Below are 22179 nucleotides of genomic sequence, written 5' to 3' on the forward strand. Positions count from 1 at the left end.
GCAGGCCCGTGTGACGGGCTTCACCGTTATCTCCCAGCGTCCGGTCTTCGAGGGCCGGACCTTTGGCGCAGTGGGCGCCTATGAGCGCATCGATGCCATTGCCGAATTCGCCGTCGATCCGGACGAGCCGCGCCTTGATGCGATTGCGGGTGTCGATGACGCGCCGGTGAATGCGGAAGGCGATGTGGAGTTTTCCGCCAACGTTACCATCCTGAAACCTGCCGATCCTGCCCGTGCCTCCGGGCTGCTGTTCTATGAGATCGCCAACCGTGGCCGCAGCATCAGCCCGATCCTTCTGAACCTTGCCCCGGGCGCTTCCGTGCCGGACAAGGCGGCTGACGCAGGCGATGGCTTCCTGATGGCGCGCGGCGACACCATTGTCTGGTCTGGCTGGCAGCATGACGTTGCGCCCGATCTTTTCCGCCTCAATCTGCCGGTGCTTGAGGGCAAGACCGGGCTGGCGCGTGAGCAGTTTGTCTTTGACCGGCTGGAAGAAACGAACACGCTGAAGCTCAGCTATCCGCTGGCGGTGCTGGATCCCGCAAGCGTGCGCGTTACCGTACAGGCTGCGCCCGATGCGCCGGCCGTGCCGCTGGCCTTTGTGATCGACAACGAGAGCCAGATCACCATCACCCGCAGCAAGGACCATGATGCGGGCGCCATCCATGAGGTGGTCTATACCGCGAAAAATCCGGTCCCGGCGGGGCTTGGTTTTGCCGCCGTCAGCGACCTCAATTCCTTCCTGCGCGGGTTGCCTGGGCATGAGGCAATGCCGCCGTTGAAGAACATCCGCCACACGGTCGTCATGGGCATTTCCCAGTCGGGCCGGTTCCTGCGGGACTTCCTCTACCTCGGCTTCAATGCCGATGGCCTTGGCCGCAAGGTCTTCGACGGGGCGATGGTGCATGTGGCCGGATCGCGCAAGCTCTTCCTGAACTATCCCTTCTCGCAGCCGGGCCGCTATTCCCGTCAGCACGAGGAGCATGATTATCCGGGCGACCAGTTCCCCTTCAGCTATGCAATGAGCTCGGACCCGCTGACGAACCGCACCGATTCGGTGCTGGCGCGCTGCGAGGCCAGCAGCACCTGCCCCAAGCTGATGCATTCCGACAGTTCCACGGAGTTCTGGCAGGCACGTTCAGCGCTGATTACCCTTGGCCCCGATGGCGCGCCCTTGACCATGCCGGAGAATGTCCGGCTCTACGGTCTTGCCAGCGTGCCGCATCTCAACACCTGGACGGCGCGGCCGGCGGAGAACGCCAGCTGCCTGTTTGCCTTCAATCCCCTGAGCCCCGCGCCGGTGATGCGGGCCCTCTATGATGCCATGGCAAAATGGGTCGAGGGCAGCGGGCTGCCGCCGGAAAGCCGGTTCCCGAGCCTCGCGGACGGCACGCTGGTGCCCCACGACGGATTCACCATGCCGCTGATCGGCGGGGTGCATCTGAAGCCGCCCTATAATGTGGTCCGGGTGGAAAACCACACGGCCGTTCCCCCGCTGCATGGGGCGGCCTATCCGGCCTTTGTCCCGGCGGTGGATCAGGACGGCCTGGAAACGGGCGGTATCCGCCTCCCGGCCGTAGCGGCGCCTGCCGCCACCTATCTGGGCTGGAACCTGCGGCGCAAGGGCTATGCGGAGGGCGCGCTCTGCGGCCTTGCCGGGTCCTATATTCCCTTGCCCCGCAGCAATCTGGCCGAAGATGGCCGCAAACCTTTTGCTCAGCGCTACGAGACCAAACAGGCCTATCTGGCGGCTGTCGAAGGGGCCGCGAAGGACTTGATCAAGGCCGGCTACATGCTGGAGGCCGACATGGGGCTGGTGGTCGAAAGAGCCAAGGAAGACGCTGCAGCATTGCCTTGAGCCGTGCCCGGCACTCGCCGCACCTACCCCATATGCCGTTCCAGAACCATGTGGGTGGTGAGGCCTGAGACGAGGGGCAGGGCGTCGATGGCGGCGCGGATGGCTTCGATCCCGGCCATATCCGCAGCCTCGGCGAAGATGACGAGGTCGATGGGACCGGCCAGAGCATGGATCCTGCGGATGCCCGGGATCTTTTCCAGATGCGGCATCAGCTTGGCGCAGCTGCCGCCCGGCGCATGGGTGACAAGGAAATGGGCTGCGACCCTGCCTGTGCTCCCGGCCGGTTCCACCGTTGTGAAGCCACTGATGGCGCCGCTGCGCAGCAGACGGTTCAGCCGGTCCTGAGTGGCGCTGCGCGACAGGCCGATGTCCCGTGCCAGTGCCACAAGCGGGCGGCGGGCATCGCGCCGGAGTGCCGCCAGAAGCAGCTGATCCTTCTCATCCATGGCCTTCACCATCCTCCGCACCCCGACCGGCATAATGCCGGTCATATCCGGCGTCTTGCCAGGGTGCAACCGGCAGCGCTGCGGGCGATAGAAGCGGCAACACTTCTGAGGTTCCTGACGGAGATCCCCCGGCCATGCTGCCACTCAACGAAAAGACCGTGCTGCTGCCGGTCGACATGCAGGCCGCCTTCGACGGGGCGCCCTGGCCGCCGCGCTGGAACGCGGATATCGACCGCAACGGGCTGGCGCTGCTGGGTCTGTGGCGCAGGCTGGGCCTGCCCATCATCCACGTGCGGCATGATTCTGCCGAGCCCGGCTCGACGCTCCGGTCCGGGCAGCCCGGCAACCGCTTCCGCCGCGGCTTTGAGCCACAGAACGGCGAGCAGCTGGTGGTGAAGAGCGTCAATTCGGCCTTCATCGGCACGGATCTGGATCTGCGCCTGCGCCGCCTCGGGGCTGAGGATGTGGTTGTCTTCGGCATTTCCACGGACATGTGCGTTTCCACGACGATCCGCACGGGAGCGAATTTCGGGTGGCGCATGACGCTGGCCGAAGATGCCTGTGACTGTTTCGATTTGCCGGGAGAGGGCGGGACGGTCATCCCCGCACGTACTGTCCACGAGGTGCACAGAGCCACACTTGGCTTTGAGTTCTGCAAGGTCGTGAAAACGGCGGAGCTTCTTGCCTCTGTCAGCTGAGCCGGGGGGCGCGATCCTCCAATTGCGGACCGGAAGCCGATAGCCCACCCGTTGCTTCTGGCTGCAAGCGCATCACCGGTCCGCCAGCCGATCCGGTGATGCGCATTTTTCTTTGTTTACTTCACTTCGGTGACGAACTGATCGCGCGGGCGGCGCACCTTTTTCAGGCTGACCAGCCAGTCTTTGGCTTCATCGCGGTAGCCGAGCGGCAGAATGGTGACGGACCGCAGACCCTTGGCGCGCAGGCCCAGAATCTCGTCGAGCTTGTCCGGGTCAAAACCTTCCATCGGGGTGGAGTCGACACCTTCGAAGGCCGCTGCGGCCAGGGCGATGCCGAAGGCAATGTAGGCCTGACGGGCGGCGTGCTGATAGTTGGTCTCGGCATCACGCGGCACATAGGTGTTCAGCAGCATCTGCCGGTAGTTTTCCCAGCCTTCGCTGGTGAAGCCGCGTTCCTTGTTGACGAGGTCGAACATCATGTTGATGCGGTCTGCCGTGTAGTTGTCCCAGGCGGCAAACACCAGCAGGTGCGATCCTTCGGTCACCTGCGCCTGGTTCCAGGCGATCTCCTGGATTCTGGCGCGGACTTCCGGATTGGTGACGGCGATAACCTCGAACGGCTGCAGGCCGCTGGAGGTGGGGGCAAGGCGGGCGGCCTCCAGAATGCGCTCGACCTTGTCTTCCGGAACCGTCTTCGACGGGTCCATCTTCTTGGTCGCATAACGCCAGTTCAGCTTTTCAATCAGCATTCTATGGCCTTTCGGGCTGGAAAGCCGCGGCCAAGGGAGGGGAAAGGGGCTGGCCGCGTCAAGACAACTGTCTGCAGCTACATAAACCTTCTTATCGCTGCTTCAAGGCTCCGGTTGCCTGCGCTCCGTTTTCTGTCAGCGTTTGGCCAGCGGCTCGGGTGGGCCGGAAAATTCCAGCCCGAGTTCCGTATCCGTGCGCCAGACAACGCGCACAGGCCGGCGGATATTCTCGCTGTCGATATAGAGCAGCAGCTCGTCCGGGATGAGATGGGTGTTATCGACCTTCACCATCACACCTCCCTCGGACAGATTGCGGATCGTAGCGTCGAAAACCCGGTCAAGATTGCCGAAGACCAATCTGGCCGATTTGAGCGCCCGCCGCCGCGGGCTGCTGCGCTTTTCCTCGTTCATGCGGGTGCTCCCAGCCAATGCCCTTTGTTGGGTGCGTGTATCTGCTTGTTATATTTAAAGAATATTTCATTCGCTTCATATTGCAAAGGACAGTCTGCGAATTTGATGAATGACCTAGGGAGAGAAAAGCGCTGGTGAATTTCTGAAGTGTGCGTTTTGCGCGTGTTTCACCTTGGATTGAGCTCTGCCTCGTCAGCCGGCCAAAAGAGAGCGTGATTCCGGATACGCTGCCCTTCAAAAAGCCGGATTGGCCAGATCTCGCCTCACTTGCGCCATCAAGCCATTGAAAAGAGCCGGATACAGGCGTTTGCCACAGGGCCGGTGACACTGTAATGTGGCGCCGCCTTGCGCGGGGTGTAAGGCCTCACACACAAGTCCAGATGTTTGCAGGAAGCTCGAACGCATGTCCGACATTTTCCGGGAAGTCGACGAAGATATCCGTCACGAAAAATTCCGTCGCCTTTGGGACCGTCTCGGCGTTTGGGTGATCATCCTGGCAGTTGCGATTGTGGCCGGAACGGCCGGATACCGCGGCTGGCTGTACTGGCAGGGCCAGCAGTCAATGAAGGCTGGTGATGCCTATATCGCGGCTGTGCGCCTGGCGCAGGAGGGCAAGGCCGAGGAGGCGGAAGCTGCCTTCGCCGCCATGGGATCTGCCACCGGCGGCTATCCTGTCCTTGCAAAGTTCCGCCTCGCGGAAAGCCTTGCCGCATCCGGCAAGGCGGATGAAGCCGTGGCGGCCTATGACGCGCTGGCCGCCGATTCGTCCGTTGAAGCGGTTCTGCGCGGCCTAGCTGCGGTGCGTGCCGGCTATATTGCCCTCGATACGGTTGATTTTGCGGCGCTGAAGGCACGGCTGGAGCCCCTGACGGCCGAAAACAATTCCTGGCGGTTTGCTGCCCGTGAAATCCTTGCCTTCGCGGCCTGGAGCGCTGGCGACATGGATGCTGCAACCGAATATGCCAGCCAGATTACGGAAGATGCCGCTGCGCCGCGCGAAATTGGGGCGCGGGTTTCCATTCTCACCAAGGTGATCCGAGGCTCACAGCCCAGCATTGCCGACAAGGGAGAGACGAACTGATGTTGCGTATGACCAAGCCCTCCCGGCAGCTTGCCAGTGTTTTTCTGGCTGCCACGCTTCTGGCGGGCTGCTCCTCGGTGTCTGAATATACCGATGCCATCAATCCCTTTGCGACCAAGCAGAAGATTCTTCCCGGCGAACGCCAGCCCCTGTTTCAGGGCGCTGATCCGTTGGAGCAGACCACGAACCGGTCTGCCAGCATCGGCTCTGCCACAGGCGGTCAGGATTGGCCGCAGGCTGGGGGCAATGAAAGCAATGATCCGGGCAATGTTGCCGTGTCCTTCAGCGGCCAGCAGGCTTGGCGCGCCTCGATCGGCAGTTCCGGCGGCGGCCTGACGTCTTCAGGCATGCGCACGGCTGCAAGGCCTGTGGCCTCCGGCGGGCGTCTGTTCGTCTACAAGCCCACGGGTGAGGTGATTGCCATGAGCACGGGCGGCGCCCGAGCCTGGACGAAGAACCTGCGTCCGGCCGACGAGAACGGCATTGCCTCCGGCGGCGGTGTTGCCGTTTCCGGCAACCGTGTCTTCGCCGCAACCGGCTACCGCACGCTTGCAGCGCTGGACGCCGGGTCGGGTCAGGAATTGTGGTCCGTCGAGCTCAGCGCCCCGGCGCGTGGCGCCCCGGCGGTTGGCGCTGGCCATGTTTTCGTCGTGACGCAGACTAACGAGGTCTATGCGGTCAAGCAGGACGATGGCACCGTGGCCTGGACCTATTCGGGTGTTCAGGAAAACGCTGGTCTGCTGACGGCCGCGTCCCCGGCCATTTCCGGCGGAACTGTGGTTGTGCCCTTCTCCTCCGGCGAGATCATGGCCTTCGATATCAAGAAGGGTGAACCGGTCTGGGCTGAAGGCGTTTCGCGTGCCTTCCGGACCCTGGCGGTGTCCACGCTGACAGATGTTGCCGCGAGCCCGGTCGTTTCCGGCGGCACGGTTTATGCCACGGGCGTCGGCGGCAAGATCGTCGCTGCCTCGCTCAGGACGGGTGAGCGCCAGTGGGAGCAGAACGTAGGTTCGGTGCACACGCCGGTCGTTTCCGGTAATGCCATTTTCATGGTAACGCTGGATGACAAGATGGTTGCTCTTGACCGCAAGACCGGTGACGCTCTATGGCGGGCAGACCTGCCGCAGCTTGACAACAAGAAGAAGCGGCGCAACTGGGCGGGCCCGGTGCTGGCGAACGGCACCTTGGTGGCCTTCTCCAACGATGGCCGCATCGCCCTTGTGGACGCAGCCAGCGGCCAGATCCAGAGCGTGCGTGACATTTCGGCCAAGGTCTTCGTGACCCCGATTGTTGCGGGCGGCAGGATCGTGGTGCTGGAAGGTGACAGCGGCATCGCCGGATTCAACTGATAGATGGGCCGCAGGGATTGCGGCCTGAGGAGTAAGGGGCTTGGGCGCTACCGTAGCCATTATTGGCCGTCCGAATGTGGGCAAATCGACGCTGTTCAACCGGCTGGTCGGCAAGCGCCTGGCGCTTGTCGATGACACGCCGGGCGTCACCCGCGACCGGCGGCCGGGCGAGGCGCGCCTGGGCGACCTGCGCTTCACCATCATCGACACCGCAGGCCTGGAGGATGCGGATGCAACGAGCCTTGAAGGCCGCATGCGCGCCCAGACCGAAGAGGCCATCGCGGAAGCCGATGCCGTTCTGTTCGTCATCGACGCCCGTGCGGGCGTAACGCCGCTTGATGCGCATTTTGCTGCCGTTGCCCGCAAGAGCGAAAAACCGGTGATCCTGCTGGCCAACAAGGCAGAAGGCCGGGCAGGCGAGGGTGGTCTCTATGAGGCATTCTCGCTGGGTCTGGGTGAGCCGGTGGCCATCTCCGCCGAGCATGGCGAGGGTCTGGCCGGTCTCTACGAGGCGCTGTTGCCTTACGTGGAGCGGGTCGAGGAAGAAGAGCAGGCGGCCAAGGACGAGGCAGACTTTTCCGTTGAGCTGGACGAGGACGGCAATCCGCTTTTGCCGGAAGCAGCTCCCGCGGGCACCAGCGAGCGCCCGCTGCGGGTAGCCATCGTCGGGCGTCCGAATGCGGGCAAGTCGACGCTGATCAACCGCATGCTGGGCGAAGAGCGCATGCTGACCGGGCCTGAAGCTGGCATCACGCGCGATTCCATCTCCGTCGACTGGCTGTGGCGCGAGCGCCATCTGAAGCTGTTCGACACCGCCGGTATCCGCCGCAAGGCGCGTGTGCAGGAAAAGCTGGAAAAGCTCTCCGTTGCCGACGCTCTGCGCGCCATCAAATTTGCCGAAGTGGTTGTCGTGGCGCTGGACGCGACCAATTCCTTCGAGAAGCAGGATCTGCAGATCATCGATCTGGTGGCCCGTGAAGGCCGCGCGCTGGTGATCGCCATCAACAAGTGGGATCTGATCGAGGACCGGGAGGCGGCCTGGGCCGCCATCAAGGACGCTCAGGACCGCTATCTCAACCAGATCCGCAACGTCCAGATCGTCACCATGTCCGGCCTGCAGGGGCAGGGCATCGACCGGCTGATGGAAGCGGTGTTCAACGCCTACGAGGTCTGGAACACCCGCGTTTCGACCTCGCGCCTCAACCGCTGGCTCCTGAAGATCCTCACCCACCATCCGCCCCCGGCGGTGCAGGGACGCCGCGTCAAGCTGCGCTACATGACCCAGGCGAAAACCCGTCCGCCGCATTTCGTCGTGTTCTGCTCGCGCCCCGAAGAGCTGCCGGAAAGCTACACCCGGTATCTCGTCAACGGCCTGCGCCAGACCTTCGACATGCCGGGCACGCCGATCCGTCTCAGCTACCGCAAGGGCGAAAATCCCTATGCGGGCAAGAAAAAGAAAACCCGTTAGGCCCCGGCAAGGGCCCTTGCGAGGCCGGGGCATCCGCTCCGGCCTTTTCTGTGACCTTTCCTCTCCCATCGGGGCGCCTCGGCCCCGCACACCATCTGCAACCGAATGACAAGGGGACCGCGATGACGACGACGCAACGCATGGAGTTTGCCGTTGGCCTCGCCCGCCGCGCAGGCGCGCTTGGCCTTGACTATTTCCGCAAGCTGGAAACGCTGACCATCATCAACAAGGGCCATCAGGACCTTGTGACGGAAGCCGACCGCAACGTGGAAACGCTGGTGCGCGACGAGATCGCAGCCGTCTTCCCGGGCGATGGCATCGTCGGCGAGGAGCATGGCCGCGTGGAAGGCTCGTCCGGCTACACCTGGGTGATCGATCCGATAGACGGCACGGCGAATTTCGTTGCCGGTATCCCGCAGTGGTGCTTCATCATTGCCTGCGTTCACAATGGGGAAACCGTCATCGGGGTCATCCATGATCCGGTGTCGGGCGAAATGTTCGCCGCTGAACGCGGCAAGGGGCTGACGGTCAATGGCCGCCCGGCGCGGGTCTCCGCCAGCACCAGCCTCAAGACCGGCTCTGCCGGTGTCGGCTTCAGCGGCCGCAACAAGGTCTGCGGCGCCGTGCAGCTGATCGATGCGCTGGTGGACCGGGGCGGCGTCTTCTTCCGCAATGCCTCCGGCGGGCTGATGCTGGCCTATGTGGCCGCCGGCCGGCTCATCGCCTATGGCGAATCCAAGATGAACGTCTGGGACTGCCTTGCCGGTCTCCTGATGATCGAGGAAGGCGGCGGCAAGGTCACCGGCTTTGACGTGGACGCGTCCATCGCCACAGGCGTGCGCGTCATCACCGCTTGCCCGGGTGTCTATGACGAATGGTCCGGCATGTGCGAAGCGGTCTTTCCGCCGCTGGCAGCCCACTGAAGCGCCTGAATGCAAAAAGGCCGGAGCGATGCTCCGGCCTGAAAGACCCATCCGCATTCGTCATGCAGGACGGAGGAAGGGGTAAGGCAAGAAGCAGAAGACCCTCCGTTCCAATCCCTTACGATGCGACCTGCACAAAATCCTTGAAGCTGCGCGAGGGGTGGTCGTAGAGGCGGCCGCCGTCCGTGAAGGTGGGCAGCGTCAGCGGGATGATCGCCTTGGCCACGTCTTCGGGATGCGGCAGGGTCGCCGGATCTTCGCCGGGCATGGCCTGTGCGCGCATAGAGGTGCGAACCGGGCCTGGATTGACGAGGCTGATCTGCAGCGGTGTCAGGCGTGTCTCGGCGGTATAGGTGCGCACCAGAGCTTCCAGTGCAGCCTTGGAGACCGAATACGGGCCCCAATAAGCCTTGCACTTGTGGGCCGCGCCCGAGGACAGGAACACGGCGCGCCCGGCGTCGGACTGGCGCAGCAGCGGGTCGAGCGAACGGATCAGGCGCCAGTTGGCGGTGACATTGGCCGCCATCACCTTGTCCCAGGTCTTGATATCCACATGGCCGAGCGGCGACAGGGTGCCGAGCACGCCTGCATTGCCCACCAGAATGTCCAGCTTCTTCCAGCGCTCGAAAATGGCGGCGCCCAAACGGTCCAGCGCGTCATAGTCTGTGACGTCGAGGGGCACGAGCGTGGTCTGGCCGCCTGCGGCCTTGATCTCGTCGTCCAGCTCTTCGAGGCCGCCCACGGTGCGGGCGACAGCGATGACATGGGCGCCGAGGCGGCCAAGCTCCCGGGCGATGAAATAGCCGATGCCGCGTGAGGCACCGGTCACGACCGCAATGCGGCCGTCGAGGATCTTGTCGGTCATTGTGCCTTATCCAACTTCCACCAGACGCGGCGGCTTGCGGAACTCCACGTCTTCCGACAGGTCGGTCAGCGGCGTCGGATAGTCGCCGGTGAAGCAATGGTCGGTGAACTGCGGGTTCTCGTTGTCGCGGCCTTCAAGCCCCATGGCCTTGTAGATGCCTTCGATCGAGAGGAAGGCGAGGCTGTCGGCGCCGATGAAGGCGCGCATCTCTTCCAGATTGTAACGGGCGGCGAGCAGCTTTTCGCGCACCGGCGTGTCGATGCCGTAATAGTCGGAGTAGCGGATCGGCGGGCTGGCGAGGCGGAAATGCACTTCGCGCGCGCCGGCATCGCGGATCATCTGGACGATCTTCAGTGAGGTGGTGCCACGCACCAGGCTGTCATCGATGAGTATGACGCGCTTGCCCTCGATCTGCGCCCGGTTGGCCGAATGCTTCAGCTTGACGCCGAGGGTGCGAATCGACTGGGTGGGTTCGATGAAGGTGCGGCCGACATAGTGGTTGCGGATGATGCCAAGCTCGAAGGGAACGCCCGATTCCTGGCTGTAGCCGATGGCGGCCGGAACGCCGCTGTCCGGCACCGGAACCACCACATCAGCGTCCACGTGGCTCTCGCGGGCCAGCTGTGCTCCCATCTGGCGGCGCACGTCATAGACCGAACGGCCGCCAACGATGGAGTCGGGCCGGGCGAAATAGACATATTCGAAGATGCAGGGGCGCGCCGGGCGGCGGCCGAAGGGGAAGTAGCTCTCGATGCCGCCGGAGGTACAGACGATCACCTCGCCGTTCTCGACCTCGCGGATGAACTTTGCGCCGATGATGTCGAGCGCGCAGGTTTCGGAGGCAAGGATCGGGGCACCGTTGAGGTCGCCCAGCACCAGCGGGCGGATGCCCAGCGGGTCGCGGGCGCCGATCAGCTTCTTGCGGGTGAGGGCGACCAGCGAATAGGCGCCTTCCATCTGCTTGATCGCCTCGATGAAGCGGTCGACGATCTTCGGCTGGCGGCTTCGGGCGACGAGCTGCAGCACCACTTCGGAATCCGACGTGGACTGGCAGATGGCCCCGTCGCGGATCAGCTGGCGGCGCAGCGTCAGGCCATTGGTGAAGTTGCCGTTGTGGCAGATGGCAAAGCCACCGCCATCCAGCTCCGCAAACAGCGGCTGCACGTTGCGCAGGGCCGGTTCGCCGGTGGTTGAATAGCGCACATGGCCGACAGCGGCAGAGCCTGCGAGGCGCTTGATCGTCTCGGCGCTGGAGAAGTGATCGGCGACGAGGCCAAGATGGCGCTCGGAGCGGAACTGCTCGTTATCGTCATAGGTGACGATGCCGGCCGCTTCCTGTCCGCGATGCTGCAGGGCGTGCAGGCCAAGGGCGGTCAGCGCGGCGGCATCTTCATGCCCCAAAACGCCGAACACGCCGCATTCTTCACGCAGCGTGTCCCCGTAGATGTCGTCCGTATCATCGGAACGGAACTGTTTCCCTGCGCCCTGGAAGTCGGTCAGACCGGACATGGCGAAGCTCCTTGAGAGGTTGTGCGGCCAGCCTTGCTGGCAAAAAGATCAGTTTCCGGTGCCGCTGGTCGTCAGTTGGTCGATGCCCTGACGTTCTGCGGCGCTGTAGCCGGTATTCTCGTTGCCGCCCTGAGGTTGGCCCTGAGCTTGGCCTTGGGGCTCATCGGCATTGCGGCGGCTGGAGCGGTTGAACTCCTGGATCGTCTTTTCCGGATCCTCCGGAAGGGCGGCCTGCAGCTGCTGGCCGATGGAGGTCAGCAGGTCACGGGACTTGGCCTGAACCACCCACTGGGGCTGGCGCTCCGCTGGCACGAACCAGTTGAAGAAGGCAAGGCCGACGACAACGAGCAGCATACCGCGTGCGGCGCCGAAAACGAAGCCGAGTGTGCGGTCCAGCGCGCCGATGCGGCTGTCGAGCACGAAATCGGAAATGCGCATGGTGATGTAGCTGACGATGATCAGCGTCAGCAGGAATACGCCCGCAATGGCAGCGCCGAGGGCGACATAGTCATTGCTGATGTACTGCTTTGCGTAGGGAAGCACATATCCATAGAGCATATAGGCCGCGACGGCTGCCGCTACCCATGAGCCAATGGAGAGAACTTCACGGACAAAGCCGCGCACCATCGCCAGAACGGCGGAAATCAGCATGATGACGAGAAGAATTCCGTCGAGGAGCGTGATTGGCATCGTCCGGTTTTACCCTTGTAGCCCGCAGTCCCGGCTGCCGCTTGCGGCGCCATGCTGCTGTCAGTCGTTCCGCACATCCCGGGGCCCGCCGCCGGCCCGCCCGCTGCCCTTGGCAGCAATCTTGGCGATGAAGGCGCTCAGGTCCTGTATTCCTTCCGCGCTCAGCTCCGGCCCGGTCCCATCCTTGATGTTTCCGGCCGGGCAGATGGCGCGGTCAAAGCCGAGTTTCTGCGCTTCCTTCAGTCTTGCCTGTCCCTGGGCCACCGGTCTGACCGCGCCCGAGAGGCTGACCTCGCCGAAATAGACGCAATTGACCGGCAGGGCAAGCCCGCTGAGTGAAGAGACCAGTGCTGCGGCCACGGCAAGGTCTGCACCCGGCTCGTTGATCCTGAGGCCGCCGGCTACATTCAGATAGACATCGTGCTGCGAAAAGCGAACCCCGCAGCGCGCTTCCAGCACCGCAAGGATCATCGACAGGCGGGCGCTGTCCCAGCCGATCACGGCACGGCGGGGTGTTCCGAGCGGCGAGGGGGCGACGAGCGCCTGAATTTCAATCAGCAGCGGGCGTGAGCCCTCAAGCCCGGCAAAAACCACCGAACCCGGAGCATTCGACGAGCGTTCGCCGAGGAAAAGCGCTGAAGGATTGGCCACTTCCTGCAAGCCGGCCCCGGTCATTTCGAAGACACCGATTTCGTCCGTCGCGCCGAAGCGGTTCTTTACCGAACGCAGGATGCGGTATTGATGCGCGCCGTCGCCTTCGAAATAGAGCACCGCGTCGACCATGTGCTCCACCACACGGGGGCCTGCGATCTGGCCGTCCTTGGTGACATGGCCGACGAGCACCATGGCGGTGCCGGATTTCTTGGCATAGCGGACCATGGCCTGCGCCGAGGCGCGCACCTGCGTCACCGTGCCGGGAGGCGAATCCGCCAGCTCCGTCCACAGGGTCTGCACGGAATCGAGGATCAGCAGGGCAGGGGGAGGACTGGCCTCCAGCGTCGCCAGAATGTCTTCGACACTGGTTTCGGAGGCGAGCGCTACGGGCGCATTGGCAAGGCCGAGGCGTTCGGCGCGCAGCCGGACCTGATCGATCGCCTCTTCGCCCGAGATATAGATCGAGCGCAGGCCCTTGTTGGCGAGTGCTGCCGAGGCCTGGATCAGCAGGGTGGACTTTCCGATGCCCGGATCTCCGCCCACCAGCAGGGCCGAGCCCTTGACGAAGCCGCCGCCGGTCACCCGGTCCAGTTCCTTGATGCCGCTCTGGAAGCGCGGGGCTTCCTTCGCCTCGCCCGAAAGGCCGACCAGCGGCACGACGCGGCCACGGGTGACCTTGCCCTTGGATGGACCGCCGCCGACGCCGCTGCCTTCGGCCTCCTCGACAATGGTGTTCCATTCGCCGCAGGATTCGCAGCGGCCAGTCCATTTGCCCGTGATCGCGCCACAGGCCTGGCATACAAAGGAAGAGCTGCGGCGGGCCATGTCAGTCTCCGGTCGTCCCGCCGTCCAGCGGCCCGTAGATGCGCGCGTGGCGGCTTCCAAGGCCCGTCAGCAGTTCATAATCAATCGTTCCGGCCGCCGATGCCGCCGCCTGAAGGCTGGCGTTGGGGCCCAGAAGCTCCACATAGGTGCCCCGGCGCAGCTTGTCTGCCGGAACATCGGTAGCATCCACAGCCAGCATGTCCATGGAGATCCGGCCAAAGAGAGGCAAGTGGTGACCGTCAATCCAGGCCGATGCGCCCGGCTTGCCGTCCGCGCTGCCTGCGCCCCTGAGGAAACCGTCGCCATAGCCGCAGGATAGCATGGCAATGCGGCTGTCGCGCTCTGCCGTTCGCGCAAGGCCGTAGCCGACGCCTTCGCCGGCCGGGACCTTGCGCACTTGCAGCACACGGGCCTCCAGCCGGATCACCGGTTCAAGCCTCAGGGGCGGATGGTCGATGATCTGGCCGCCGTAGAGCGCAATGCCGGGGCGCACCAGATCGAAATGGAACTCCGGCCCCAGAAACACGCCCGCAGAATTGGCAAGCGAGCGCGGCACGCCTGGGAAATGCGCGCTCATCGCCTTGAAAGCGGCAAGCTGCGCCTTGTTCATCGGATGGGCGGGCTCGGCTGCGCAGGCCAGATGGCTCATCAGCAGCGACGCGGTGAAAGCTTCCAGCAGCGTGCCATCCACCGCCAGCCGCTCGCATTCTGGAGCGTTGAGGCCGAGCCGGTTCATGCCGGTGTTGATGTGGATGGCTGCTTCCAGCTTCACCTTGCGCTCGCGGCAGAACAGCGCCCATTCCTCGATTTCCGGCAGGGATCCCAGCACCGGCCGCAGCCTTGCCTCAGCCAGCAGGGGAGCCGCGCCCGGGAACAGGCCGTTGAGGATGTAGATGATGGCATTGGGCGCTGCCTGACGGGCAATGACGCCTTCCTGCGGCGCAGCCACGAAGAAGATGGAGCAGCCGGCTTCCGCCAGATGCTTCACCGTGACGGCAAGGCCGCAGCCATAGGCATCGGCTTTCACGGCGGCGGCGCACTGGGTGCCGGGCGTGAGCTGGTCCTTCACGCGGCGCCAGTTGCGCGCGATGGCGAGCGGATCGATCGTCAGACGGCTGCCGGCCGGGATGACGGTTTGCCCGTGGCTGGAGCTTGTCATGCTCTGCGGGTCCTGTGTCATGAAGCCAAAAGCAAAGCAAGGCCCTCCGCAGCGGTTTCCACGCGGAGCGGCGAATCGGCACCTTGCCCATATCTGCGGCCATCATAGACCGGTCCGGACGGGTTACTCCATCCGCTCGGGCATATAGTCTTCCTGCGCCAGATCCGAGAAGCGGGTGAATTCGCCCTGGAAGTGCAGCTGTGCCGTGCCGGTGGGGCCGTGACGCTGCTTGGCGATGATGACTTCGGCCTTGCCCTTGACGCGCTCGAACTTGTCCACCCAGGCCTCGTATTCGGGCGTGCCTTCCTCGGGCATGGTCTTGGACAGGTAATATTCTTCGCGGAACACGAAGAGCACCACGTCGGCGTCCTGCTCGATGGAGCCCGATTCGCGCAGATCCGACAGCTGCGGGCGCTTGTCTTCACGCGATTCCACCTGACGGGACAGCTGGGACAGGGCGATGATGGGAACGTTCAGCTCCTTCGCCAGCGCCTTGAGGCCCGTGGTGATTTCGGTGATTTCCTGCACGCGGTTGCCGCTGTTCTTGGACGAGCCGGACAGCAGCTGGATATAGTCGACGATGAGCAGGTCGAGGCCGCGCTGGCGCTTGAGGCGGCGGGCACGGGCCACCAGTGAGGCGATCGAGATGCCACCGGTCTGGTCCACATAAAGCGGCACGGTCTGCATGTGCTGGGCAGCGGCGGCCAGTTTCTCGAAATCGGCCTCGGAAATGTCGCCGCGGCGGATCTTCGAGGAGGAAATCTCGGTCTGCTCGGAAATGATACGGGTGGCCAGCTGTTCGGCCGACATTTCCAGCGAGAAGAAGCCGACGACACCGCCATTTACCGTCTTCAGCGAGCCATCTGGCTGTTCTTCAGCTTGATAGGCCTGCGCGACGTTATAGGCGATGTTGGTGGCGAGCGAGGTCTTGCCCATGGCGGGACGGCCGGCGAGCACGATCAGGTCCGAGTGCTGCAAGCCGCCCATCAGCCGGTCAAGGTCGGTAAGCCCTGAGGAAATGCCCGACAGGGCGCCTTCGCGGTTATAGGCAGCGTGGGCCATGTGGATCGTTTCGGTCAGCGCATCGCCAAAGCTGATGAAACCGCCTTCGCTGCGGCCGGTTTCCGCCAGCTCAAACAGGCGCCGCTCGGCGTCATCGATCTGCTGGCTCGGCGGCATGTCGATGGGCGCGTCATAGGCGATGTTGACCATGTCCTCGCCGATGCGGATCAGGTTCCGCCGGACGGCAAGGTCATAGATGATGCGGCCATAATCTTCCGCGTTGATGATCGAGGCGGCGTCGGCGGCAAGGCGCAGCAGGTACTGCGTCGCGCTCAGATCCGCGATCTTGATGTCGGCGGGATAGAAGGTCTTGAGCGTGATGGGCGAGGCGGTCTTGCCTGCGCGGATCAGCTGGCCGGTCTTCTCGTAAATGTCCTTGTGCGGCGGCAGGAAAAAATGGTGCGGCTCCAGAAAGTCGGAGACGCGGTAATAGGTCTCGTTGTTGACCAGAATCGCTCCCAGCAGCTGGCGCTCAGCCTCCGCGTTATGCGGAGCGACGCGCACGGTCTCGCTTGCCGTTTCGATCTTCTGGATAGTGCCCTTCATGTGGTCCCCCGGTCGCGGAAATATTTCGTTTACCGGTGTTAAGGGCGCAGGAAAAGGCCGCAGTTCAGGGGAGGCAATTATCCTCAGCCTGCGCAAGATCAACGGGGACAAGTCATCTCGCGCCTTGACTGGTGCATGTGGACAAGGGCTGGGGGCTGGCTGTGGATATCCTGCGACATATTGGCCGGAAGCGGCGTCAGTGCGCCCATAAAACAGGCAAAGAAAAAGGCGGCACCCCGGAGGGCACCGCCTGATCTTGCGCCGGGCAAACCGGGCCGGACGAGGATTATTCCTCGTCTTCGGCCTCGACTTCACCTTCTTCGGCTTCTTCGTCTTCCTCGAACTCAAAGCTGTCCTGCTCGCGCAGGGTCAGGTTCTCACCGGCTGCCTGACGCTCGGCTTCGTCAGCGGAACGGGCAACGTTGATGGTGATGGAGACTTCGACTTCCGGGTGCAGGGCGATGGCGACCGTGTGCAGGCCGATCGTCTTGATCGGCTCGGACAGGTGAACCTGGCCGCGGGAAACGCTGAAGCCGCCAGCGGTCGCCACGGAGGCGATGTCGCGGGTGGAAACGGAACCGTAGAGCTGGCCGGTTTCGGCAGCCGAACGGATCACGATGAAGCTCTGGCCTGCCAGCTTTTCACCAACGACCTCGGCCTCCTTGCGGCGCTCCAGGTTGCGGGCTTCCAGCTGAGCGCGCTCGGCTTCGAACTTGGCAAGGTTTGCCTTGTTGGCGCGCAGCGCCTTGCCCTGCGGCAGCAGGAAGTTACGGGCGTAACCATCGCGCACACGCACCTTGTCGCCCATCTGGCCAAGCTTGGCCACGCGTTCCAGAAGAATGACTTCCATGGGATTTCTCCAGTCGGTCTGTCCCGCCTCTCGGGCGGTTAGAAGCCGGTCCACAAACCCGCCGGCCCCAATCCGGGATGCCGGACCCTCAAGAGTCCGGTGCGGCCCGTAGCATGAAGCCGGCGGGCCGCGTCTTGATCAGATCAGGCGTGAGCCGTGATCTCAGCTGATGACGAAGGGCAGCAGCGAGAGGATGCGGGCGCGCTTGATGGCACGGGCCAGCTCACGCTGCTTCTTCGCGGAGACCGCAGTGATGCGGCTCGGAACGATCTTGCCACGCTCGGAAATGTAGCGCTGCAGCAGACGGATGTCCTTGTAGTCGATGACCGGAGCACCCTCGCCCGAGAACGGGCAGGTCTTGCGGCGGCGGAAGAAGGGGCGGCGGGCCGGGATCTGTGCGATTTCAGGCATGTCAATTACTCCGCTTCTGCACGGCGGGGAGCGCGTTCGCTCCGCTCACTACGGGGCTCACGGGCCGGGCGGTCGCTGCCGAACTTGTCGTCGCGGCGGCGGCGGTCATCACGGTCGCGCTTCTGCATCATGGCAGACGGCTCGTCATCGTGGGATTCGACCTTCAGGGTCATGAAACGAAGGATGTCTTCGTTGATGCCCATCTGACGCTCCATTTCGGCAACCGCAGCATGCGGAGCTTCGATGTTCATCAGGGTGTAGTGGGCCTTGCGGTTCTTCTTGACCCGGTAAGCCAGCGCGCGCAGGCCCCAGTTCTCGATCTTGCCGACCTTGCCACCGTTGGCTTCGATCAGACCCTTGTACTGTTCAACGAGTTGCTCGACCTGCTGGGTCGAGATGTCCTGGCGCGCCAGGAACACGTGCTCATAAAGCGGCATGTGTGTCTTGCCTTTCTCTAGCGTCTATCCGGGAAAACCTGGCGCAAAGCCTCAACGTGCCTACGGAAAGGTACGTAAAGTCCTACGAGAGCGGAGACACGGGAAGACGGGAGTTTGACGCCCCTGATGCTTGTGCATCCTTCCGTTCAGCCACCAGCCAAGGTTCCGGATAGTGGCGCTGTATATAGAAGGCGCCCGCAAATGCAAGCGCAGACTGCATCAAACCGCAGCCGGCGAACGGAGCGGCGCAGGGCGCCGGCCGGTCTGTCTTCAGCGTTTCAGCCCCATGCGGCGGGCAGTTTCCCACGGACTTTGGCCGCTTTCGCTGCGGTGCGGGGGGCATATGCTCTTGACATGGACCTGTCTGCCAGACCATAGCGGCGGATCATTTTGCCGCAAGAGGGCGGCGGGGACATATCGAATGGCGGGATTGACCGCCCTTAATGCCCGGCCAGCCCCTTGCATCATGAGTTGAGAACAGCCGGCCGCTCCAGAGCCGGTGCCAAGCGACGGAGGCCGCGCATCATGGGCGTTGCATTCATTTTCCCCGGTCAGGGCAGCCAGGCCGTGGGCATGGGCAAGGAACTGGCGGAAGGTTCCGCCGAGGCACGTGCCGTCTTTGCAGAAGTGGATGAGGCGCTCGGCGAGAAGCTCTCCGAACTCATGTGGAATGGCCCCGAGGACCAGCTGACCCTCACGGCCAATGCCCAGCCCGCGCTGATGGCCGTCAGCCTTGCGGCGCTGCGCGTGATGGAAGCGCGCGGCATCGGCCTCAAGGCCTCTGCGTCTTATGTCGCCGGTCATTCGCTCGGCGAATATTCCGCCCTTGCGGCTGCCGGGAGCCTGTCCATCGGTGATGCGGCCCGTCTGCTGCGCCTGCGCGGCCAGTCCATGCAGGCTGCCGTGCCGGTGGGCGTTGGCGCCATGGCGGCGCTGCTCGGCCTTGATTTCGACGTTGCCCGTGAAGTTGCGGCGGAAGCCAGCGCTCCGGGCGAGGTCTGTGAAGCGGCCAACGACAATGCGCCGGGCCAGGTTGTGGTCTCCGGTCACAAGGCGGCCGTCGAGCGTGCGCTTGAGATTGCCAAGACCAAGGGCGGCCGCCGCGCCGTGCTTCTGCCGGTGTCCGCGCCCTTCCATTGTTCCTTGATGCAGCCGGCAGCTGACGCCATGGCTGAAGCGCTGGCGGGCGTGACAATTCATGCGCCGAAGGTGCCGCTGGTTGCCAATGTGCTGGCGCGCCCGGTGACGGATCCGGCCGAAATCCGCCACCGTCTGGTCGAGCAGGTGACGGGCACCGTACGCTGGCGCGAATCCATCGAGTGGCTGGCAGGCGAGGGGATCGATACCTTTGTCGAGATCGGTGCCGGCAAGGTGCTGACCGGCATGATCAAGCGCATTGCCAAGGATGCGGGCGGCCTTGCCGTCAACATGCCGGGCGATGTGGATGCCGTGCTGGAGCGCCTGAACGGCTGACAGCGGATCATATGCGGTGCTGCCGTGGCCTTTGGCCGGGCCGCACCGCTGACAGGAAACTGGAAGGAAACATCACGATGTTCAGCTTGACCAACAGGACGGCTCTCGTCACCGGTGCCACCGGCGGCATCGGCGAGGCCATTGCCCGCGCGCTGCACGCACAGGGCGCCACCGTCACCCTGTCCGGCACGCGCGCTGAAAAGCTGGAGGCGCTGGCCGCCGATCTGAAGGAGCGGGTGCATGTCGTCCCCGCAAACCTGTCCGACCGCGCCGCCGTGGAAGCGCTGGTTCCGGCAGCGGAAGCGGCCATGGGGCGGATCGACATTCTGGTGAACAACGCCGGCATCACCCGCGACAACATCTTCATGCGCATGAAGGATGAAGAGTGGGATCAGGTGCTGGAAGTGAACCTCACCTCCAACTTCCACATCTGCCGTTCGGCGATCAAGGGCATGATGAAGCGCCGCCATGGCCGCATCATCGGCATTGCCTCCGTGGTCGGCGTCACCGGCAACCCGGGCCAGGCCAACTACGCAGCGGCCAAGGCCGGCATGATCGGCATGTACAAGTCCATCGCCCGCGAGATCGCCAGCCGCAATGTCACGGTCAACACGATCGCGCCCGGTTTCATCGAAACCGCGATGACGGACGTGCTGAACGACAAGCAGAAGGAAACGATTCTCGGATCGGTTCCGGCAGGCCGTCTGGGCACGGCTGCGGAAATTGCCGGTGCAGCTGTGTATCTTGCCAGCGACGAGGCAGCCTACATGACCGGCCAGACGCTGCATGTGAATGGCGGCATGGCCATGATTTGACTTTGGAATCCGTGTCTTACGCCATTGGCGGAAAACACGGGTCCACTCCAGGGGCGGCGGCTGGTCAAGCCTGATAAAGTGTGATACCTAGCCGCCGATTATTCTGGAAAGATTGACGGAATGGCTTGATTTCATGGGCCTTCCGTTGCTCTTGTCCGGGTAGCGCCCGTAAGCAGGCTGTGCGAAGACCGAGGTCCGGTTCATCCTGCAGCGTGTGTCCGGTTCGTAAAAACCACCGAGGTAAATAAAATGAGCGATATCGCGGAACGAGTTAAGAAGATCGTTATCGAGCACCTGGGCGTCGACGCCGACAAGGTCGTCGAAGCTGCAAGCTTCATCGACGACCTCGGCGCGGACAGCCTTGACACCGTCGAGCTGGTGATGGCCTTCGAAGAAGAATTCGGCGTCGAGATCCCCGACGATGCAGCCGAGACGATCCTGACCGTCGGCGACGCGGTCAAGTTCCTCGAAAAGAACGCCGGTTAATCTCCGGTTATTCGTGACCTGTGGGGGAAGCGGCGACGCTTCCACCCGGAACATGTGCGGGCTGATGAGACGAGTAGTTATTACCGGTATGGGCATGGTGACGCCGCATGGTAGCGGCGTTGACGTGACGTGGAAGAAGATCCTTGAGGGCAAGAGTGCTGCGCAGCGCGTCAGCAGCTTCGAAGTCGAGGACCTCGCCTGTAAAATTGCCTGTCAGATCCCGCGCGATCCGTCAGTCGAAGGGGCCTTCAATCCCGACGACTGGATGGACCCCAAGGAGCAGCGCAAGGTCGACGATTTCATCGTCTATGCCATGGCTGCTGCCGACCAGGCGCTCGCCGATGCAAACTGGAAGCCCGTGACATACGAGGAGCAGATCCGCTCCGGCGTGCTGATCGGCTCCGGCATCGGCGGCCTGCAGGGCATCGAGGAGGCAGCCCATGTGCTGCGGGACAAGGGGCCGCGCCGCCTCAGCCCGTTCTTCATTCCCGGACGTCTGATCAACCTGGCCGGCGGTCAGGTTTCCATCCGCCACGGCCTCAAGGGGCCGAACCATGCCGTCGTGACGGCCTGCTCCACCGGCGCGCATGCGATCGGCGACGCAGCCCGCCTCATCGCGCTTGATGACGCCGATGTCATGGTGGCCGGTGGCACCGAATCTCCGGTATGCCGCCTTGCTCTGGCAGGCTTTGCCGCCTGCCGCGCGCTGTCGACCATCTACAACGACACACCGGAAAAGGCTTCGCGCCCCTACGACAAGGACCGTGACGGCTTCGTCATGGGCGAGGGTGCAGGTGTGGTCGTGCTTGAAGAATACGAGCACGCCAAGCGCCGCGGCGCGACCATCTATGCCGAAGTCATCGGCTATGGCCTGTCGGGCGATGCCTATCACATCACGGCTCCGTCCGAAGATGGTGACGGGGCTTACCGCTGCATGAGCGCAGCGATGAAGCGTGCCGGCATTACGGCAGCCGATATCGACTACATCAACGCCCACGGCACCTCGACGATGGCTGACACCATCGAGCTGGGCGCTGTCGAGCGTCTGGTGGGTGATGCGGCGGACAAGATCTCCATGTCTTCCACGAAATCCTCCATCGGCCACCTTCTGGGGGCAGCCGGTGCGGTCGAGGCGATCTTCTCTGTCCTCGCCATCCGCGACAACATTGCGCCGCCGACGATCAATCTCGACAATCCGTCTGTCGAGAGCCGGATCGATCTGGTGCCGCATCAGCCGCGCAAGAAGCAGATTGATGTTGCCCTGTCGAATTCCTTCGGCTTTGGCGGCACCAATGCTTCGCTGATCCTGCGGCGCGTTGAGGGCTGACAGCCCTCCTGTCACGATTTCCTCGTTTCGCCGCATTGACAAGGTTAATCCCTTGATCTGCGGCGGAGCCGGGCGGTGTCACAGAAC

At 63.6% G+C, this 22179-nt stretch carries 22 protein-coding genes; 10 read left to right on the forward strand and 12 right to left on the reverse strand.

Annotation, left to right across the window (positions count from 1 at the left end; genetic code table 11):
- The first annotated feature begins 10 nt into the window (after positions 1–10).
- Complete coding sequence (locus ASC48_RS08690; RefSeq protein ID WP_244270029.1) at positions 11–1858, forward strand: alpha/beta hydrolase domain-containing protein; 1848 nt, start codon at positions 11–13, stop codon at positions 1856–1858.
- Positions 1859–1881: 23 nt separating this feature from the next.
- Here ASC48_RS08690 and ASC48_RS08695 read toward each other — a convergent pair whose 3' ends face one another.
- Entirely contained in the window at positions 1882–2304 is a 423-nt protein-coding gene (locus ASC48_RS08695; RefSeq protein WP_055455510.1) for an Lrp/AsnC family transcriptional regulator, read from the reverse strand.
- Positions 2305–2438: 134 nt separating this feature from the next.
- Between ASC48_RS08695 and ASC48_RS08700 the strand changes: the two genes are divergently transcribed.
- Entirely contained in the window at positions 2439–3002 is a 564-nt protein-coding gene (locus ASC48_RS08700) for an isochorismatase family protein (RefSeq protein ID WP_141658908.1), read from the forward strand.
- 116 nt (positions 3003–3118) lie between these two features.
- Here ASC48_RS08700 and ASC48_RS08705 read toward each other — a convergent pair whose 3' ends face one another.
- Both ASC48_RS08705 and ASC48_RS08710 read right to left on the reverse strand, forming a co-directional pair.
- Entirely contained in the window at positions 3119–3751 is a 633-nt protein-coding gene (locus ASC48_RS08705; protein ID WP_055455372.1) for an NAD(P)H-dependent oxidoreductase, read from the reverse strand.
- A 135-nt stretch (positions 3752–3886) separates the two neighbouring features.
- The gene (locus ASC48_RS08710; protein WP_055455373.1) at positions 3887–4162 is read right to left on the reverse strand and encodes a PilZ domain-containing protein; all 276 of its coding nucleotides are present in this window, start codon (positions 4160–4162) and stop codon (positions 3887–3889) included.
- 403 nt (positions 4163–4565) lie between these two features.
- On the opposite strand from ASC48_RS08710, the gene ASC48_RS08715 reads away from it, so the two are divergent.
- The 4 genes from ASC48_RS08715 to ASC48_RS08730 all read left to right on the forward strand — a co-directional run bounded on the left by ASC48_RS08715 (position 4566) and on the right by ASC48_RS08730 (position 8983).
- Positions 4566–5243 (forward strand): tetratricopeptide repeat protein, encoded by a 678-nt coding sequence (locus ASC48_RS08715; RefSeq protein ID WP_055455374.1) that lies wholly within the window; start codon positions 4566–4568, stop codon positions 5241–5243.
- Complete coding sequence (locus ASC48_RS08720; protein WP_244270030.1) at positions 5243–6592, forward strand: outer membrane protein assembly factor BamB family protein; 1350 nt, start codon at positions 5243–5245, stop codon at positions 6590–6592. Before ASC48_RS08715 ends, ASC48_RS08720 begins: the two co-directional genes overlap by 1 nt.
- A gap of 40 nt (positions 6593–6632) precedes the next feature.
- On the forward strand, positions 6633–8060 hold the full coding sequence (gene der, locus ASC48_RS08725; RefSeq protein ID WP_055455376.1) for a ribosome biogenesis GTPase Der: 1428 nt from the start codon (positions 6633–6635) through the stop codon (positions 8058–8060).
- A 122-nt stretch (positions 8061–8182) separates the two neighbouring features.
- Positions 8183–8983, forward strand: coding sequence for an inositol monophosphatase family protein (locus tag ASC48_RS08730; protein ID WP_055455377.1), 801 nt, complete (start codon positions 8183–8185; stop codon positions 8981–8983).
- A gap of 118 nt (positions 8984–9101) precedes the next feature.
- Here ASC48_RS08730 and ASC48_RS08735 read toward each other — a convergent pair whose 3' ends face one another.
- From ASC48_RS08735 to rpsF, 9 genes are all read right to left on the reverse strand, one after another.
- Positions 9102–9848, reverse strand: coding sequence for an SDR family NAD(P)-dependent oxidoreductase (locus tag ASC48_RS08735; protein ID WP_055455378.1), 747 nt, complete (start codon positions 9846–9848; stop codon positions 9102–9104).
- Positions 9849–9854: 6 nt separating this feature from the next.
- Positions 9855–11357 (reverse strand): amidophosphoribosyltransferase, encoded by a 1503-nt coding sequence (gene purF / locus ASC48_RS08740; protein WP_055455379.1) that lies wholly within the window; start codon positions 11355–11357, stop codon positions 9855–9857.
- Between the two features lie 48 nt (positions 11358–11405).
- Positions 11406–12047: a CvpA family protein gene (locus ASC48_RS08745; RefSeq protein WP_050473270.1), complete on the reverse strand. Its 642-nt coding sequence runs from the start codon at positions 12045–12047 to the stop codon at positions 11406–11408.
- A 60-nt stretch (positions 12048–12107) separates the two neighbouring features.
- A complete protein-coding gene (gene radA / locus ASC48_RS08750; RefSeq protein WP_055455380.1) occupies positions 12108–13526 on the reverse strand; it encodes a DNA repair protein RadA in 1419 nt (472 codons plus the stop codon).
- 1 nt (position 13527) lies between these two features.
- Positions 13528–14685 (reverse strand): alanine racemase, encoded by a 1158-nt coding sequence (gene alr / locus ASC48_RS08755; RefSeq protein ID WP_208975625.1) that lies wholly within the window; start codon positions 14683–14685, stop codon positions 13528–13530.
- Positions 14686–14808: 123 nt separating this feature from the next.
- A complete protein-coding gene (locus tag ASC48_RS08760) occupies positions 14809–16293 on the reverse strand; it encodes a replicative DNA helicase (protein ID WP_055455382.1) in 1485 nt (494 codons plus the stop codon).
- Between the two features lie 286 nt (positions 16294–16579).
- Positions 16580–17143 carry a 50S ribosomal protein L9 gene (gene rplI, locus ASC48_RS08765; protein WP_055455383.1) on the reverse strand — a complete coding sequence of 188 codons (564 nt, stop codon included), beginning with the start codon at positions 17141–17143 and terminating at the stop codon, positions 16580–16582.
- A gap of 162 nt (positions 17144–17305) precedes the next feature.
- Complete coding sequence (gene rpsR / locus ASC48_RS08770) at positions 17306–17554, reverse strand: 30S ribosomal protein S18 (protein ID WP_019966101.1); 249 nt, start codon at positions 17552–17554, stop codon at positions 17306–17308.
- 5 nt (positions 17555–17559) lie between these two features.
- On the reverse strand, positions 17560–17991 hold the full coding sequence (gene rpsF / locus ASC48_RS08775) for a 30S ribosomal protein S6 (protein WP_055455384.1): 432 nt from the start codon (positions 17989–17991) through the stop codon (positions 17560–17562).
- 525 nt (positions 17992–18516) lie between these two features.
- Between rpsF and fabD the strand changes: the two genes are divergently transcribed.
- The 4 genes from fabD to fabF all read left to right on the forward strand — a co-directional run bounded on the left by fabD (position 18517) and on the right by fabF (position 22092).
- Positions 18517–19464 carry an ACP S-malonyltransferase gene (gene fabD / locus ASC48_RS08780; protein ID WP_055455385.1) on the forward strand — a complete coding sequence of 316 codons (948 nt, stop codon included), beginning with the start codon at positions 18517–18519 and terminating at the stop codon, positions 19462–19464.
- A 77-nt stretch (positions 19465–19541) separates the two neighbouring features.
- A complete protein-coding gene (gene fabG / locus ASC48_RS08785) occupies positions 19542–20279 on the forward strand; it encodes a 3-oxoacyl-[acyl-carrier-protein] reductase (RefSeq protein WP_055455386.1) in 738 nt (245 codons plus the stop codon).
- Positions 20280–20528: 249 nt separating this feature from the next.
- Positions 20529–20765, forward strand: coding sequence for an acyl carrier protein (locus tag ASC48_RS08790; protein ID WP_050473278.1), 237 nt, complete (start codon positions 20529–20531; stop codon positions 20763–20765).
- Between the two features lie 64 nt (positions 20766–20829).
- Positions 20830–22092: a beta-ketoacyl-ACP synthase II gene (gene fabF, locus ASC48_RS08795; RefSeq protein ID WP_055455387.1), complete on the forward strand. Its 1263-nt coding sequence runs from the start codon at positions 20830–20832 to the stop codon at positions 22090–22092.
- The last annotated feature ends 87 nt before the right edge of the window (positions 22093–22179 follow it).

The sequence above is a fragment of the Pannonibacter indicus genome (genome assembly GCF_001418225.1).
Classification (GTDB): Bacteria; Pseudomonadota; Alphaproteobacteria; order Rhizobiales; family Stappiaceae; genus Pannonibacter; species Pannonibacter indicus.